At 65.5% G+C, this 15,429-nt stretch carries 9 protein-coding genes and 1 other RNA gene; 4 read left to right on the forward strand and 6 right to left on the reverse strand.

All coding sequences use genetic code 11. The features are described from left to right. Window positions 1–50: 50 nt before the first annotated feature. The 5 genes from AC1RKI_RS17730 to trxA all read right to left on the reverse strand — a co-directional run bounded on the left by AC1RKI_RS17730 (window position 51) and on the right by trxA (window position 5,135). Complete coding sequence (locus tag AC1RKI_RS17730) at window positions 51–1,838, reverse strand: ArnT family glycosyltransferase (protein WP_492795044.1); 1,788 nt, start codon at window positions 1,836–1,838, stop codon at window positions 51–53. A 152-nt stretch (window positions 1,839–1,990) separates the two neighbouring features. Next, a complete protein-coding gene (locus tag AC1RKI_RS17735; RefSeq protein ID WP_061959698.1) occupies window positions 1,991–2,248 on the reverse strand; it encodes a type B 50S ribosomal protein L31 in 258 nt (85 codons plus the stop codon). A 171-nt stretch (window positions 2,249–2,419) separates the two neighbouring features. Further along, entirely contained in the window at window positions 2,420–3,286 is an 867-nt protein-coding gene (locus AC1RKI_RS17740; protein WP_492795046.1) for a M90 family metallopeptidase, read from the reverse strand. 77 nt (window positions 3,287–3,363) lie between these two features. Further along, a complete protein-coding gene (gene rho, locus AC1RKI_RS17745; protein ID WP_061959700.1) occupies window positions 3,364–4,626 on the reverse strand; it encodes a transcription termination factor Rho in 1,263 nt (420 codons plus the stop codon). 182 nt (window positions 4,627–4,808) lie between these two features. Beyond that, complete coding sequence (gene trxA, locus AC1RKI_RS17750) at window positions 4,809–5,135, reverse strand: thioredoxin TrxA (protein WP_061959701.1); 327 nt, start codon at window positions 5,133–5,135, stop codon at window positions 4,809–4,811. A gap of 461 nt (window positions 5,136–5,596) precedes the next feature. Between trxA and AC1RKI_RS17755 the strand changes: the two genes are divergently transcribed. From AC1RKI_RS17755 to AC1RKI_RS17765, 3 genes are read left to right on the forward strand one after another with little or no spacing between them, the layout of a single operon-like run. Next, the gene (locus AC1RKI_RS17755) at window positions 5,597–5,896 is read left to right on the forward strand and encodes a hypothetical protein (RefSeq protein ID WP_244785541.1); all 300 of its coding nucleotides are present in this window, start codon (window positions 5,597–5,599) and stop codon (window positions 5,894–5,896) included. A gap of 60 nt (window positions 5,897–5,956) precedes the next feature. Beyond that, window positions 5,957–8,869, forward strand: coding sequence for a PD-(D/E)XK nuclease family protein (locus tag AC1RKI_RS17760; protein WP_492795048.1), 2,913 nt, complete (start codon window positions 5,957–5,959; stop codon window positions 8,867–8,869). After that, on the forward strand, window positions 8,866–12,438 hold the full coding sequence (locus AC1RKI_RS17765) for a UvrD-helicase domain-containing protein (RefSeq protein ID WP_492795050.1): 3,573 nt from the start codon (window positions 8,866–8,868) through the stop codon (window positions 12,436–12,438). Before AC1RKI_RS17760 ends, AC1RKI_RS17765 begins: the two co-directional genes overlap by 4 nt. A gap of 193 nt (window positions 12,439–12,631) precedes the next feature. On the opposite strand, the gene ffs is transcribed toward AC1RKI_RS17765, so the two are convergent. Then, an RNA gene (gene ffs / locus AC1RKI_RS17770) (signal recognition particle sRNA small type) lies at window positions 12,632–12,730 on the reverse strand. Window positions 12,731–12,892: 162 nt separating this feature from the next. Here ffs and AC1RKI_RS17775 point away from each other — a divergent pair. Further along, complete coding sequence (locus tag AC1RKI_RS17775; RefSeq protein ID WP_492795052.1) at window positions 12,893–15,370, forward strand: adenosylcobalamin-dependent ribonucleoside-diphosphate reductase; 2,478 nt, start codon at window positions 12,893–12,895, stop codon at window positions 15,368–15,370. Window positions 15,371–15,429 lie beyond the last annotated feature (59 nt).

Genomic DNA, 15,429 nt, shown 5'->3' on the forward strand with positions numbered 1-15,429 from the left:
AGGGTCAAGGCGCCTTGACAGGCCGGCGCCGTGGCGGCGCGCGACGGCCGTCATTCCTGCCGCGGCAGGCGGCGTTGCGCGGCTGACGGGCGCGGTGGCGCAGCATGCGAGGTGTCCACCAGGCGATACAGGCGGAAACGCTCGTCGCGGTCGGCCGGGCGGCGGCCTTCCCAGATCAGCCGCCATTCGAAATGGGAAATATTGCTCGGCGCGCCGTAGTCCACCGCATCGTGACGCAGCAGCACATCGCATGCGTCGGCTGGACCGCCGAAGCGAATTTGTCCGAAGTACGCAAAGGACGCGAGTTGCGCATCGCCCATGCGGATCGGCTGTACGCACCGATAGGTCGACGGCAGGGCCAGTGCGGCGGCCTGCGCGACATCGCGATAGGTCTTGCCGTAGTTGATGGACGGCAGCCAGAGGGTCATGGCGATGACCCACATCAACGTCGTGCCGGCCGCCGAAATCACCACCGGGCGCCAGATCTGCTTTGGCGCGCGCGACAGCCGCCAGCGCACGATCAGGATCCACGCCAGTGTCACCGCGATCGCTATCGCGACGGCGCTCAGGGTAAAGGTGTGCTGGAAGCCCGGAATCTGGCGAAACACGTTGTTGGCGATCTTGGGAGGCCAGCCGGTTGTCTTGGCGATCCACATGAACCAGATGAAGCCGCCAAAAATCGTGAAGAACAGCAGGGCAAACCAGTCGATCGCATTGATCGCCGCGCGCGGCAGCGTGGGCAGCGCAAACGCCGCCAGGATGGCCATCGGCGGCAGCAGCAGGATGAATTGTACGTCGCCGGGGCTGCGCTGCAACACCAGCAGTACGAACAGCATGGCCAGGATCGCCAGCGGTAACGCCACGTGTGCGGCGCGGCGCATCCCGCGCCACGACAGCCAGGCAAACGCCGCGATCGGCCAAACCGGCCAGCTGAACAGGAAGAAGTTGCGCGCGATAAAGCCTGCCGTGAGCAGCGAAGGCGCCCCGTAGGTGTGGCGGTCGTAGCGCGACCACTCGCGGATATAGGCCACGGCATCGTCGGGAACCGTCGCGCCAAAATAAGCGGCAGCCATCCAGGCGCCCACGATCGCGAGTGCAATCGGCAAGCCGATCGCGACCAGCCGCTTCAGCGGTAATGGCCTGCATGCTATACCTGCGACCAACGACGCGCCCAACAGCGCCGCGGCCAGGATCGGTCCGCTGGCCAGGCACAGCGCACCCAGGCCGACGCCGAACCAGAGGCTGCCCTGGACGGGTTTATCCAGGCTGCGCACCATGCCATAGAGGATGAACGCGATGAAACAGACCTGACCGACTTGCGCCGTGGTCTCGTGGCCACGCATGGCCAGGCCCACGCAGGCCAGGAAAATCAGTAAGGCCCCGTCGGCCAGCGCACGGCCGTACGAGCGCGCGTCGGGCTGTCCGCCGAAAGCAAAGGCAAACGGCTGCACCTCGTCACGTCGGCCAAGCAGATACGTCGAATACCAGATGAATGCGCAGGTGCCGAAGTAAAACAGCGCCGTGGCGAGCCGCGAGGCGTCCGGCGCGCCCAGCCACCCGCCGAACAGCCGGATCATCAGCCCGCCCACCCAGAAGACCAGCGGGCCGTCCTCGCTGACGGGCCGGCCCACGATGTTGGGCATCAGCCAGTCTTGCACGTTGCCGTCGCCAAGCTGCCACATGACGCCAAACCCGGCCGCGTCCTCGTTCTTCCATGGATCCCGCCCAAACAAACCTGCCAGGCCATAGATGATGCAGATCGCCAGCAAAAGATAGCGCGGCAGCGCGCCGGTCGCGGCGGCGGTCAGGTGGACGGGAGAGGTCTTGGCTTGGGACATCGGGACAGAGGCGGGACGGCGACCATAAGCGTACACAAGCCGCTATTGTGGGCCACAAATGCAAAGAGGCAGCCGATGCTGCCTCTCTGTCAGGTCGCGCAGGGCAGGAGCATCTGTTCCTGCGCGCGCGTTCGCTCGGTAGAGCTGGGCGATTACTTCTTGGCGGCCAGCTTGCTGCCGAACTTCTGGCGGAACTTCTCGACGCGGCCGGCCGTGTCCATGATCTTCTGTTGGCCGGTATAGAAAGGATGCGATTCCGACGACACTTCGATCTTGGCCAGCGGGTAGGTCTTGCCTTCGTGTTCGATCGTGTCCTTGGTCTGGATCGTCGAGCGGGTCACGAACTTGAAGTCGTTCGACACGTCGTGGAACAGGACTTCGCGGTAATTGGGGTGAATGCCTTCTTTCATGGTGCTTCCTTTCAGGTTGGGTAGCCAGTCCGCTCGATCGTCGAATGTCGCAGGCAAACGCTTGCGACGAGCGAACCACTTGCCGATTACGGGCAAACCAGAATTATGGCAGATAAACAAGGACTTGGGCAATAAGTCCGTAGCTTTCGCGATAGCGGTGGTAAAAACGCTTTACGTGGCTGATACGTCATGTTTTGCCGGATCCTGGCGATAAAACTGGCTCAGCATGGCGTACGTCGTGGGCCAGTGCTCGCGGAGGGCGCGCGGATCGACGAAAAAGGCCTCGGAAGCCACCGCGAAGAATTCGCTCGGCGCCTCGCATCCATACGGGTCGATCACGTGCAGCCGGGGCGGCAGGCGGTGCGGGTGGTCCCAGTCGGCGTCGGCGACCGCTTCGCATGCGTCGGCGAACGTATCGTATTCCCCCAGGAAGGTTTCGGCCCACTGCTCTGCATCGATGCCCGGATGCAGGACGCGCGAAAACGGCGGTACGCCATCCGGTTCGCCGTTCAGCATGTCGAGTTTGTGGGCGAATTCATGGATGACCACGTTGTAGGTGTCGACCGGCAGCTCGCGGGCGCTGTCGATGCCCGCGCCGGGCAAGCTCACGTCCTGCCATGAGAGGATCACCGGGCCGTTCTCCCATGCCTCGCCGCTGGCTTCTTCCTCGACGCCATGGACGAGGCCGATCTCGTCTTCCACGGTCTTGCGGATCAGGAATTCGCCCGGATACAGCACGATGCCGCGCCAGCCCCGATACCACTCGATGCCCAGTTTCAGGATCGGCACGCAAGCCTGCACGGCCACGCTAACCACCATGTCGTCGGTCAGTTCGAGGTCGTGCGCGGTCGAATATTCCTTGTTGGCGATAAACAGAGTTGCCAGTTCGCGCAGCGTGTGCAGGTCGTCGGCGTCGTAGCGTTGCACGAAGGGCAGCGCGGCGACGGTGCGCGTCCACAGTTCGTCGGGAATCGCGTACTGGGCAAGCTTGCGCTCGCGCGAGCGCGCACGCAGGAAGCTGGAAAGTTTGCCGAACATAATGGGTCGGGTCGGAAATGAAAAAGGCGCACCCAGAGGGTACGCCTTTCCGCTTGCGTGGCAACTGCCAGGTGGCGTTAGCCGCCGCGGCGCATCATGTCGAAGAACTCCGCATTGTTCTTCGTCGGCTTCATCTTGTCGAGGATGAATTCCATCGCCTGGACTTCGTCCATGTCGGAGATGAACTTGCGCAGGATCCAGATTTTCTGGAGGATTTCCGGCTTGATCAGCAGTTCCTCGCGGCGCGTACCGGACTTGTTCAGGTTGATGGCCGGGTAGACGCGCTTTTCCGCCAGACGGCGTTCCAGGTGCACTTCCATGTTGCCGGTGCCCTTGAACTCTTCGTAGATCACGTCGTCCATACGGCTGCCGGTTTCGATCAGCGCCGTGGCGATGATCGTCAGCGAACCGCCTTCTTCCAGGTTACGCGCGGCGCCGAAGAAACGCTTCGGGCGCTGCAGCGCGTTGGCGTCGACACCGCCGGTCAGCACCTTGCCCGAGGCCGGCACCACCGTGTTGTAGGCGCGCGCCAGACGGGTAATGGAGTCCAGCAGGATCACCACGTCGCGCTTCAGCTCGACCAGTCGCTTGGCTTTCTCGATGACCATTTCGGCCACCTGTACGTGGCGGATCGCGGGTTCGTCGAACGTCGACGCCACCACTTCACCACGAACCGAGCGCTGCATTTCGGTCACTTCTTCTGGGCGTTCGTCGATCAGCAGCACGAACAGATCCGCTTCCGGATGATTGTTGGCGATCGCGTGGGCGATGTGCTGCAGCATCACGGTCTTGCCGGACTTCGGCGACGCCACCAGCAGTGCGCGCTGTCCGCGGCCAATCGGCGCGATCATGTCGACGATGCGGCCAGTGATGTTCTCTTCGGCGCGGATATCGCGTTCGAGCGTGAGCGGCCGGTTCGGGTGCAGCGGCGTCAGGTTCTCGAACATGATGCGGTTCTTCACCGCTTCGGGCGGCTGCCCGTTGACCTTGTCCACCTTGACCAGCGCAAAGTAGCGCTCGCCGTCCTTGGGCGTGCGGACCTCGCCCTCGATCGAATCGCCGGTGTGCAGGTTGAAGCGGCGGATCTGCGAGGGGCTGATGTAGATGTCGTCCGTGCTGGCGAGGTACGAAGTTTCCGGCGAGCGCAGGAAACCGAAGCCGTCGGGGAGGACTTCCAGCGTGCCGTCTCCGTAGATGGTTTCGCCCATCTTGGCGCGCTTCTTCAGGATCGCAAACATCAGTTCCTGTTTGCGCATCCGTTGTGCGTTGTCGATCTCGAGCGTAGCCGCCATTTCGAGAAGCGCAGACACGTGAAGCGATTTTAGTTCTGTCAGGTGCATAGACAAGGGGTACAGAGGCGCCCGAACGGGCAAGACCTAAGGAAGGGGGAAAAGAATGAGCGAACGCTCGGGGAAGTTGTTGGGTGGCATCTTAGCACAAACCGGCCGGTACGCCAGAGCTGGCGCACGCACGGCCGGATTCGGTGCCTTGCCGGGGCGCGCGGGCCCCGGCGCAAGGTCGCTTAGACCTGCGTGTCCAGGAACTCGGTCAGCTGCTTCTTCGACAGGGCGCCAACCTTCTGGGCGGCCACTTCGCCGTTCTTGAACAGGATCAGCGTGGGAATGCCACGGATGCCGAACTTCGCGGGCACCTGCTGGTTTTCGTCGACGTTGATCTTGGCGATCTGCACGCGGTCGCCGTAGTCCTTGGCCACTTCATCCAGAATCGGCGCAATCATCTTGCACGGGCCGCACCATTCTGCCCAGAAATCGAGCAGCACGGGCTTGTCGGACTTGAGGACGTCGGTATCGAACGACGCATCGCTCACATATTTGATTTGATCGCTCATGGCGGAAAACCTCTGGTTTCGCTCAGTTTATGATGAAGGCGGAAATCTGCCGTGGGGCTGAACCGCTACCTTACACGAGATCGTGCAGGTCCGCCGGACGGCAACACGTGGCAAACACGCACCGCCAATGACGCCAATATCTTACCAGTTTGCCGAAATTCAAGCCGTTGGCGATGGCGGCCCGAAAACCGTTTTGCTGCGGGTAGACGGTGACCATTCTGCCGTGCCCGCGACGAGGCTGCTGAAAATAGTGTTAATCGCGCCAAGAGATTCACTCAATCGCCCGCACGTATCGGAGGTAATTGGTGCGGCGCCGTGATCGCGCCCACCCGGCCGATTTTCCGCTGCGACAGCGCACGCGCATGCTTTAGAATCCACTTCAAGAGAAACGCATCCGAACCCGCGTAGAATGGCTCGCGCGGATGCGCCAACCCTGCATCTTTCGATAAAAGGCCCAGATCATGACGTCCGATCCCCGCAAGCCCGGCATGCCCGAAACGCCCGCCGCCCCCAACTCGCCTGAAAACAGCGCGCCCGAAGCGGACCATCTCAGCGATGCGCTGGCGCACCTGAGCAGCGCTGTCGAATCGGACAGCATCGCCACGGGCGCCGCCAAGGGCCTCGTCTACAGCGTGATGGAAACGCTCGGCGCGCTGATCGGCGACCCGGACCTGCCCGAGCACGCTCGCTCGGGCTACCAGGGCCTGCTCGAAACCGCGCGCGAACTGCGCGCGCGCCTGGAGCGCGGTGGCGACGACTGATATCGCGCGTCCCACGGTGGCACCGGGTGATCCCGGGGATCGCGACGGCTCCAATCATCCATGACCCGGCTCACTTTCGTTCCTGGCCCGTCGTTCCTCGAACAGGCGGCCACGGCGACCTGGTATTTTCTCGATCACTGCGGCCCTGTTGCATCGGCCGCGCATGTCGTCGTGCCTACCGCCGCGCAGATTCCCGGCGTGCGGCTGGCGCTCGATGCCGCCGCGCGCGCGGCCGGGCAGCCGCGGCTGCTGCCGCGTGTGCTGACGCTTGGCCACTGGCTGCTTGACCTGCCTCCCGATCTCGAAATCGAGCCACAGCCCGTACGCAGCCATGCGGCGCGGCTGCTGGCGGTGCAGCAGGCCATCCGCGCGCAGGACTGGCTGCGTCGTGCCTTCGGCGCGCAGACCGAAGGCGCAGCGTGGGGGCTGGCCCAGACGCTGGTGTCGATCAGCGACGAACTGAGCGCGCGCTGGCTCGAGGACGCGGCGATCCGTGAAGACGACGATGTCGACGGCGACGATCGGGCCGCCTTGCTGCAGGGCGCCTTGCAGCGGACCTATGCGCATTTGTCAGAACGCTTCCTGGGACAGGAGGCGCAGATCGTGTTGGCCTTCTGGCAGATGTTGTCGGGACCGGACGATCCGTTGCCCGCGCGCCGGCGTGCGTTGCAGCGTCTCGCACAGCGCCTGGCCGGCCCGGTGATCTGGATCGGCCCGACGCCGCCGGAACCGATCGAGGCAATGTTTTTGCAGCAGGCCGCCGAACTCGTGCCGACGCTCGAAGTCGGGTACGACTGGACTGGCGGCGCGTCCGCACCCGAAGGCGATGAAGACGCCGATGCCGAGCCCGCTGACTGGTATCGCACGTTGCTGGCGCTGTGGCCCGAGGCGCGCCGTGGCGAAAGCACCGATGCCGCGCCGGCGCCCGCGCTGCCGCGGACCTTGCCCGCGCAACGCCCGCAAGTGCGCGTGATCGGCAGTGCGCGCTTCGAGGACGAGGCGATGGCCGCCGCCGACCAGCTCGTGCAGTGGCTGAACGAAGGACGCAAGCACGTGGCGCTGGTGGCGCACGATCGCGTGGTGGCGCGCCGCACCCGGGCGCTGCTGGCGCGCGCGGGCGCGCCGGTGCGCGACGAGACCGGCTGGAAACTGTCGACTACGCGCGCGGCCGCCGCACTGATGCGATGGTTTGACGTGCTGGCGCGCGATGGCGATACCGCAGCGTTGCTCGACCTGTTGAAAAGCCCGTTCTGTCTGCCCGAGGCCGCGCGTCGCGGCGAGGCCATCGCGCTGTTGGAGCGACGGATCCGTCGCGACGCGATCACGGGCGGCTGGGCGCGCCAGCGCCACCTGTTTGCCGAACGCGATAGCGCGGCGACCGTCGATGCAGAATCGACCGATGGTGGCGACACAGAGCTGGAAGTGCGGGCCGCCGCCCGCGCGTTGATCGCCTCGCTGGCCGACGAAGCCGCGCAATGGCCGCGCGGTCTGGCCCAGCATGCGCTGCCCGTCTGGCTCGGCCGGCTGGACGCCACGCTCGAGGTGCTGGGCATGCGTGGCGCGCTGGCTGGCGACGATGCCGGGCAGCAACTGCTCGACGCGCTGGCGCGGCTCGGCGAGGTCTGCGATGACGAAGCCGGCAGCCAGGCCACGCTCGATCAGCAGGAATTCCGGGCCATGCTGTCGGCATTGCTCGAATCGGTGGCGTACAAGGAGCCGTCGGCGCCAAGCCAGTCGCGCATTACGATCCTGCCGCTCAACGGCGCGCGCATGCGCCGCTTCGATGGCGTAGTGGTGGTGGGGTGCGATGATGCACAACTGCCGTCCAGCGCCGCCGAGCTGATGTTTTTCTCGAACCAGATGCGGCGCGAACTCGGACTCGAAGACCGCGAGGCGCGCTTTGCGCAGCAGGCGCGCGATCTGGCCGAAGTGCTGCTTAACAATGACGACGTGGTGCTGACGTGGCAGCGCTTCGGCAGTCGGGGCGAACCCCATCACGTATCGGGCTGGATCGAACGGCTGTCTGCATGCTGCGCGCGCGCGGGTGCGCCGATCGAGTCGAACAGCGCACCACAATGGTTCGACACGTCCGCGCAACCGGTGTTCATGCCCGCGCCTTCCGCGCCCGAGCGCGTGCCGGCGCGCTGGAGCGCGGCGGCATACAACACGCTGCGCCGTTGTCCGTATCAGTTCTTTGCAGGGCGCATGCTGGGCCTAGCCGGGTTGGAGGAGCTCAACGACGACCTTGAAAAACGCGATATCGGCAATCTGTTGCATCGTGTGCTGCTGCAATATCACGAGGAAATCCACGCCTCGGGCGAACGCGATGAGCAGCGCCGGCTTGCCCGCCTGCGACAGATTTCCGACACCGTCTTCGGCAAGCAGATCGCCGAGGACGGTAACGCGATCAGCTACTACCGCCGCTGGTGCGAGGTGCTGCCGTCCTATGTCGCCTGGCAATCGGCGCGAGAGGAGATGGGCTGGCACTGGCGCGGCGGCGAAATCGAAGCCAGCGTCGATGTGGCGATGCCCGACGGCACGCCGCTGCATTTGTCCGGCCGCATCGACCGGCTCGACAAGGGGCCCGATGGCGCCCACGCGGTGATCGACTACAAGACCCAACCGGCCAGTCGGCTGCGCCGCAAGGCCGGCGACGCCGAAGAGGATTGCCAGCTGGCGTTCTACGGGTTGCTGCGCGCCGATGCGGTGGCCGGCAGTTGGGTTGCCCTTGAAGGCGTGAAGCAGGGCGGCAAGGACAGTGCGCCCGGCGCGCAACGCGAAGTCGACCTGCCCGAATTCCAGGCCGCCGTGACCTGGTTGGAACGGCAATTGCGCGACGATGTTGGCCGTTTGCGCCAGGGCGCGAAGCTGCCCGCATTCGGCGACGCCGCGGCCTGTACCTATTGCGATGCCCGTGGCCTGTGCCGCAAGGGCTTCTGGGAATCCACCGCCTTGCCCGATCTGCAGTCATGAGCGCCAGTCACGATATCCACGCCTACCTGCGCGATGGTCAACCTGTTGGCGAGTCCGATTTCACGCGCGCGGCCTGCGATCCCACCCGGTCGGTGGTGGTCGAGGCCTGCGCCGGCAGCGGCAAGACATGGTTGCTGGTGGCCCGCCTGGTGCGGCTGCTGCTTGCCGGTGCGGCGCCGCACGAGGTGCTGGCGATCACGTTCACGCGCAAGGCCGCCGAGGAAATGCGCGAGCGTCTGCTGGAGGTGCTGGCGCAGCTTGCCAGCGGCAGCGACGATGCGGTGCTGGCGCAGCTGGAGATGCGCGGACTGACGCCGGAAGCCGCGCGCGCCGCGCTGCCGCGCGCGCGCCTGCTGCACGCGCAGGTGCTGGCTTCGCCGGGCCGCATGGCGATCGACACGTTCCACGGCTGGTTCGGCACGCTGCTGCGCGGCGCGCCGCTGTCTTCGGGCATCGTGCCCGGCGCATCGCTGCGGGAAGATGCGCTGCGCATGAAGCGCGAAGCATGGGCGCCATTCTGGCGCGCGCTGGCGCAACCACAGCACGCCGAATTGCGCGAGACGTACGAACAGCTTGTCGATGCGATCGGCGATTTTCAGGTGCGCAGCCTGCTCGATCGCATGTTCCACGCTCGCAACGAATGGCAGGCGTTTCGCGAAGCGGGCGATCCGGCGCAACTGTTGGCCGCCGATCTCGGCGACGACGCCACGCACGATGTGCTGGTCACTGCGCTGGCCGACGACGACTGGCTCGAGGAATGCGCGCAGATTGTGCTGATGTTGGGGCGCGGCGGCAAGACGGAGCAGACCAACGCTTCGCGCTTGATCGAGGGATTGCGCGCGATCCGGGTCTGGCGCGATGCGGGTGCCGAAGCGGGCGAGGCGGCCACGCGGGCGTTCCATCTGCTGCGCGCGGCTTTCTTTACCGATGCGGGCAAGCCGCGCGCGATGAAGCGCACCGCCGCGCTGGTAAAGGTCTGCGGTACCGAAGGGGCGGCCGACGAACTGCTGGCGCAGATGGCGGGGCATTGCAAGCGCCTCGAGGAAATCGCCGCGCGCCGTTGCGAAGCCGCGGTGCTGGCGATCAATCTGGCGCTGTACCGCCTTGGCGACGCGCTGCTGGCGCGCTATCACCGCTACAAGGGCGAACAGCGCGCGATGGATTTTGCCGATCTCGAATGGCTCGCGGCAAAGCTGATGGCCGACGAGGACGCGGCCGCATACCTGCAGGTGCGGCTTGATGCGCGGTATCGCCATTTGCTGCTGGACGAGTTCCAGGACACCAATCCGCTGCAGTGGCGCATCCTCCAGGGCTGGCTCGCTGGTTATCAGGGGCTTGCCGACAAGCCCACGATCTTCCTGGTGGGCGATCCCAAGCAATCGATCTACCGGTTCCGCCGCGCCGATGCGCGCCTGTTCGACGCGGCGCGTGACATGCTGCAAGCCGATTTTGGCGCCACCGTGCTGCGCACGAACCGCACGCGCCGCAATCGTCCCGAAGTGCTGGACTGGGTCAATGCAGTATTCGACCACGCGCGCGCCGAAGGCCGCTATCCGCTCTACGAGACCCAGAGCACGGCGCTGACCGATCCGGGCGGCCCGGTCTGGCTGCTGCCGCTGGTGGAACCCGATGACACCGCCGAAGAAGAAGCGCCGTCCGGCGACGGTCACCGCGATACCCTGACGCAGCCGCGCATCCAGCTGGGCGATTCGCTGCGCTTCGAAGAGGGGCGTCGCGTGGCGGCGTGGCTGCACTATCTGCGCGACCACGTGCCGGTGCGCGAGGGGGACAAGACCCGGCGCGCTTGCTGGCGCGACATGCATTTGCTGGTGCGCCGCAAGACCTATCTGGCCGACTATGAACGCGCGCTGCGCGCAGCGGGCATCCCTTGCCTGAGCCCGCGCCGCGGCGGGCTGTTGCGCACGCTCGAAGCGCTTGACGTGTCGGCGCTGCTGGCGTTCCTGATGACGCCCGAATCCGATCTAGACCTCGCGCACGTGTTCAAGAGTCCAATCGTCGGCGCCACCGACGACGACCTGATCGCGCTGGCCTCGATGGAAGGCGAGGGCGGCTGGTGGGCGCGCATCGAGGCGGGTGGGCTGCCCGCAGACGTCAGCTTGCCCTTGCGCGCTGGCGTGCAGCGGTTGCGTGAATGGCTGGCGCTGGCGCCCCACAAGCCTGTCCACGACCTGATCGACCATATCTATTACCAGGGCGAGGTGCGCCGCAGATATGCGCAGGCCGCGCCCTCCGCGATTCGCGAGCAGGTGTTGGCCAATCTCGATGCGTTCCTGAAGCTGTCGCTCGATCTCGATGGCGGCCGTTACCCGAGCCTGCCGAAGTTTATCGACGAACTGCAGGAAATCCGGCGCGGCGACGAGGACGAGAGTCCTGACGAAGGCGGCATGGGCGAGGGCGTCGAAGACACCGAAGCCGAACCGGACGACGGCGCCGACAATCAGCTCGACGCCGTGCACATCCTGACCGTGCATGCGGCAAAGGGGCTGGAGGCGCCTTTCGTGGTGCTGCTCGACGCCAACCACAGCGAGCCCGCTGCCGATCGCGGCGGCATCCTGGTCGACTGGCCGCCCGCATCGCCGGTGCCGCGCCATTTTTCGGCCTATGGCAAGCGCAGCGAACGCGGGCTGGCGCGGGCGCCGATGTTTGACGCCGAGGCCGCGCTGGCCGAGCGGGAAAACTGGAATTTGCTGTATGTGGCGATGACGCGCGCGCAGCAGGGGCTGCTGGTGAGCGGCGTGAAAGGCCGCAGCTCGAGGGCGGAGAAGGACGATGCGCCGGGCGCCGAGATTGCGGGAAGCTGGTACGTGAGGCTGGCGGCCGCTGGCGTCGGCGACGAAATCGCTGCGTATCCCGAGCTGGAAATCACCTCGGGGCAGGCGGCGTCACATGTCGGCGAGACCGTGCGTTACACCGATTTTCGACAACGCTATCGACATGCGGATGAGGCCGGCGATGTCGACACTGCGCTGGACGACAGCGACGAATCGACCGTGTTCGATGCCCAGGCGGCCGCGCATGGTGAGCTGGTGCACGCCTTGCTGGAACGGATCACGCGCTATCCGGACGCCTACGCCGGGTCGCCCGACGTGCCGACAGTGCTGCGCTGGTTTCCGCTTACCGGCGCAGGTACGCCGGAGGCGCGGCAGCGCTGGCAGCAGTTGGCCGAGGCTGCGGTGCAGGATCTGCGCACGATGTTGGCCGCGCCGGCGCTGCGGCCGCTGCTATTTCCCGACCACGCCTTGTCGGCGCGCAACGAGGTGGAACTCTACGACGGCTGGGGGCGCCTGCTGCGTATCGACCGGCTGGTGGAGTTTGCCGACCGCGTCGTCATCATCGACTACAAGCAACGTCTGCTGCCCCAGGAGCACGCGGCGTACGGCGCGCAGTTGGCACGCTATGTAGCCGCGGTGAAACCGATGTTCCCGGACAGGCGCATCGAAGCGGGCGTGGCCACTGCCGCGGGCGAATGGATCGATGCTGAACAGTTGCGCGCAACGCCAGCGCCCGTGGTCCCGATCGCCACGTCGCAACAAGGGTCGTTGTTCTGAGATGTGCCGGCATCGCAAAACGGGCGCAGAATAGTTCGCCGCCCTTTGTGATGCCTGGATGCCTATACTGCGAACAGCCAGCGAATCTGGTTTGCGGGACGCGACGTTGCGCCGGAGCGGAGTTGCGCCGGAGGAATTTTGCAGCGGGGAATTGCGAAGAAAAGGCGAAGGAAAAACGAAGAAAAACAGGAAGGGGGACGAGCCTGACCCTCGGCACTGGTGGAAAACGGCTGTGGCTGCTTCGTTCCCGACCTGACCAGGTTGACCGCGCCACCATGCGAGGAGGCCCGTCCGACCGGCATTGTAACGCAACCTGAGGCGGCAGTCCGATTTTTCGTAGTTGTACGAAGGTTGTTCGACGGCGGTTTGATCTGATACCGGGTTGATGTGTGGCCATGCTGGCAGCATGGCGGACGGCAATTTCAGCCATCGTACTCATCTAGGCAGGTTGGGCATGAACGCAAACGAACAGATTCTCCAGGGCGCTCTGGCGCCGCAAGACATCTCTGTCGAGGTCCTTCAGGAAAAGTACGCCAAGGGCGAGGAGCGGACCGTCGACGACGTGCGGCGCCGGGTGGCTCGCGCGCTGGCCGAGGCCGAACCGGCGGACCGGCGCGATGCCTGGGCGGCGCGCTTTCTCTGGGCGCTCGAGAACGGATTCGTGCCGGCGGGGCGCATCAACTCCGCGGCGGGCACCGGCATCCAGGCCACGCTGATCAATTGCTTCGTGCAGCCTGTCGGCGATTCCGTGTCGGAAGCGAAGGACGGCAAGCCCAGCATCTATACGGCGGTGGCGCAGGCGGCCGAGACCATGCGTCGCGGCGGCGGCGTGGGCTACGATTTTTCGTCGATCCGGCCCGGCGGCGCGCTGGTGCGTGCCACGCATTCGCGGGCGTCGGGCCCCGTATCGTTCATGAAGGTGTTCGATGCATCGTGCGCCACGGTGGAATCGGCCGGCGCGCGGCGCGGCGCCCAGATGGGCGTGCTGCGCTGCGACCATCCCGATATCGAAAGCTTCATTCACGCCAAGGACCGGGGCGAACTGACAAACTTCAACATCTCGATCGGCGTGACCGACGCCTTCATGCGCGCGGTGGAGGCCGACGAAGAAGTCGAGCTGGTGCACGTCGCCGAGCCAGGACCGGACATGATCGAGGCGGGCGCCTATCGACGTGACGACGGCCTGTGGGTGTATCGCCGTGTGCCGGCCCGCCAACTGTGGGATCAGGTCATGCAGGCCACCTATGACCACGCCGAGCCCGGCATCCTGTTCCTGTCGCGCATCAACGCCGACAACAATCTCTATTACTGCGAAACCATCGAGGCAACCAACCCGTGCGCGGAGCAGCCGCTGCCTTCGTATGGATGCTGCTGTCTCGGCTCGATCAACCTCACGCGTTTTGTGCGGCAGCCGTTCACCGAACACGCCAGCTTCGACTTCGACGCATTTGCGCAGGTCGTGCGCGTGTCGACGCGCATGCTCGACAACGTGCTCGACGTCACGTTCTGGCCGCTGCCCGAGCAACAGGCCGAAGCGCAGGCCAAGCGTCGCATCGGGCTTGGATTCCTTGGTCTGGGCAGCGCGCTGGTGATGCTGGGCCTGCGTTATGACGGTGATGCCGGGCGCGAGTTGGCCGCGCGTATTGCCGAAACGATGCGCGATCAAGCCTATCTGGCATCGGTCGAACTCGCCGACGAGAAAGGCGCGTTCCCGCTGTTCGACGCCGATGCGTATCTGCGTGGCGGGTTTGTCAGCCGTCTGCCCGCGGCGGTGCGGGACGCGATCCGCCAGCACGGCGTGCGCAATTCCCATCTACTGTCGATCGCGCCCACCGGCACCATCACGCTGGCCTTTGCGGACAATGCCTCGAATGGCATCGAGCCGGCGTTTTCATGGACCTACAACCGGCGCAAGCGCATGCCGGACAACAACTATCGCACCTTCGAGGTGGCCGATCACGCCTGGCGACTGTATCGGCATATGGGTCGCGACATGGATCAACTGCCCGAGGCCTTCGTGACGGCGCTGCAGATGTCGGCGCTCGACCATATGCGCATGCTGGAAGCTGTACAGCCATACATCGACACCAGCATCAGCAAGACCGTCAACGTGCCGGAAGACTATCCGTACGAGGCGTTCCGCAATCTCTATCTGGAAGCGTGGAAGGCCGGGCTGAAGGGGCTGGCCACGTATCGGCCCAACCAGCTGCTGGGCGCCGTGCTGTCGGTCGCGCCTGCGCCGGCGGCGGCGGCTAGCGACGACGATCCGCTGATCCGCCCTTTCGGCAGCCGGCCGCTTGGCGACCTGGAAGGCGTCACGTCGAAGGTGGAATACCTCACCTATGAAGGCCACAAGACGGTTTATCTGACGGTCAACTTCATGCGCGTGTCCGGCACGATCGACGGCCAGCCGGTCACGATCGAACGGCCGATCGAGTTCTTCATGCCGGCCGGACAGCGCAGCGAGGGGCAGCAGTGGATCACCTCGACCATGCGGCTGCTGTCGATGGTGGCGCGCTCGGGCGGCCCGATCGCCAAGGCGCTGGCCGACATGCGCAATGTCGTGTGGGACAAGGGCACCGTGCGCTACGGATCGCTGGTGCGCCAGGATGGCACCGAAGTGCCTCGCTTCCACGATTCGGAAGTGGCGGCGCTGAGCTATGCGATCCAGCGCATTCTGATCAAGCGCGGATTCCTCGACGAAGATGGCGCTCAGGTGCCGGCGCGCGCGCTGGCGGACCGCCTGGCGCGCCAGAGCGGCACAGCCGCGGCGGATTCCCAAGCCGCGCTGTCCCAACCCGCCGCGCCGCGCCAGCTTGCCGTGGGCATTGGCACCGGCAAGCCGTGTCCCGAGTGCGGCGCGCATGCGCTGCACAAGGTGGACGGCTGCGCCAAGTGCGCCAATTGCGGTTATGTCGGCGAATGTGGCTGACCACGCGGTCGCGCACCCGTTCCCCATCACATTCCCTATTTCGAACGTTCGTTTTAAGG

It is taken from the genome of Cupriavidus sp. GW822-FHT06G04 (assembly GCF_058799075.1).

Coding starts and splice junctions, on each gene's coding strand:
- AC1RKI_RS17735 (WP_061959698.1), bottom strand. CDS start 2,248: ATGAAAGAAGGCATTCACCCCAATTACCGCGAAGTCCTGTTCCACGAC.
- AC1RKI_RS17760 (WP_492795048.1), top strand. CDS start 5,957: ATGACCCGGCTCACTTTCGTTCCTGGCCCGTCGTTCCTCGAACAGGCG.
- AC1RKI_RS17765 (WP_492795050.1), top strand. CDS start 8,866: ATGAGCGCCAGTCACGATATCCACGCCTACCTGCGCGATGGTCAACCT.
- AC1RKI_RS17740 (WP_492795046.1), bottom strand. CDS start 3,286: ATGTTCGGCAAACTTTCCAGCTTCCTGCGTGCGCGCTCGCGCGAGCGC.
- AC1RKI_RS17755 (WP_244785541.1), top strand. CDS start 5,597: ATGACGTCCGATCCCCGCAAGCCCGGCATGCCCGAAACGCCCGCCGCC.
- AC1RKI_RS17730 (WP_492795044.1), bottom strand. CDS start 1,838: ATGTCCCAAGCCAAGACCTCTCCCGTCCACCTGACCGCCGCCGCGACC.
- AC1RKI_RS17775 (WP_492795052.1), top strand. CDS start 12,893: ATGAACGCAAACGAACAGATTCTCCAGGGCGCTCTGGCGCCGCAAGAC.
- rho (WP_061959700.1), bottom strand. CDS start 4,626: ATGCACCTGACAGAACTAAAATCGCTTCACGTGTCTGCGCTTCTCGAA.
- trxA (WP_061959701.1), bottom strand. CDS start 5,135: ATGAGCGATCAAATCAAATATGTGAGCGATGCGTCGTTCGATACCGAC.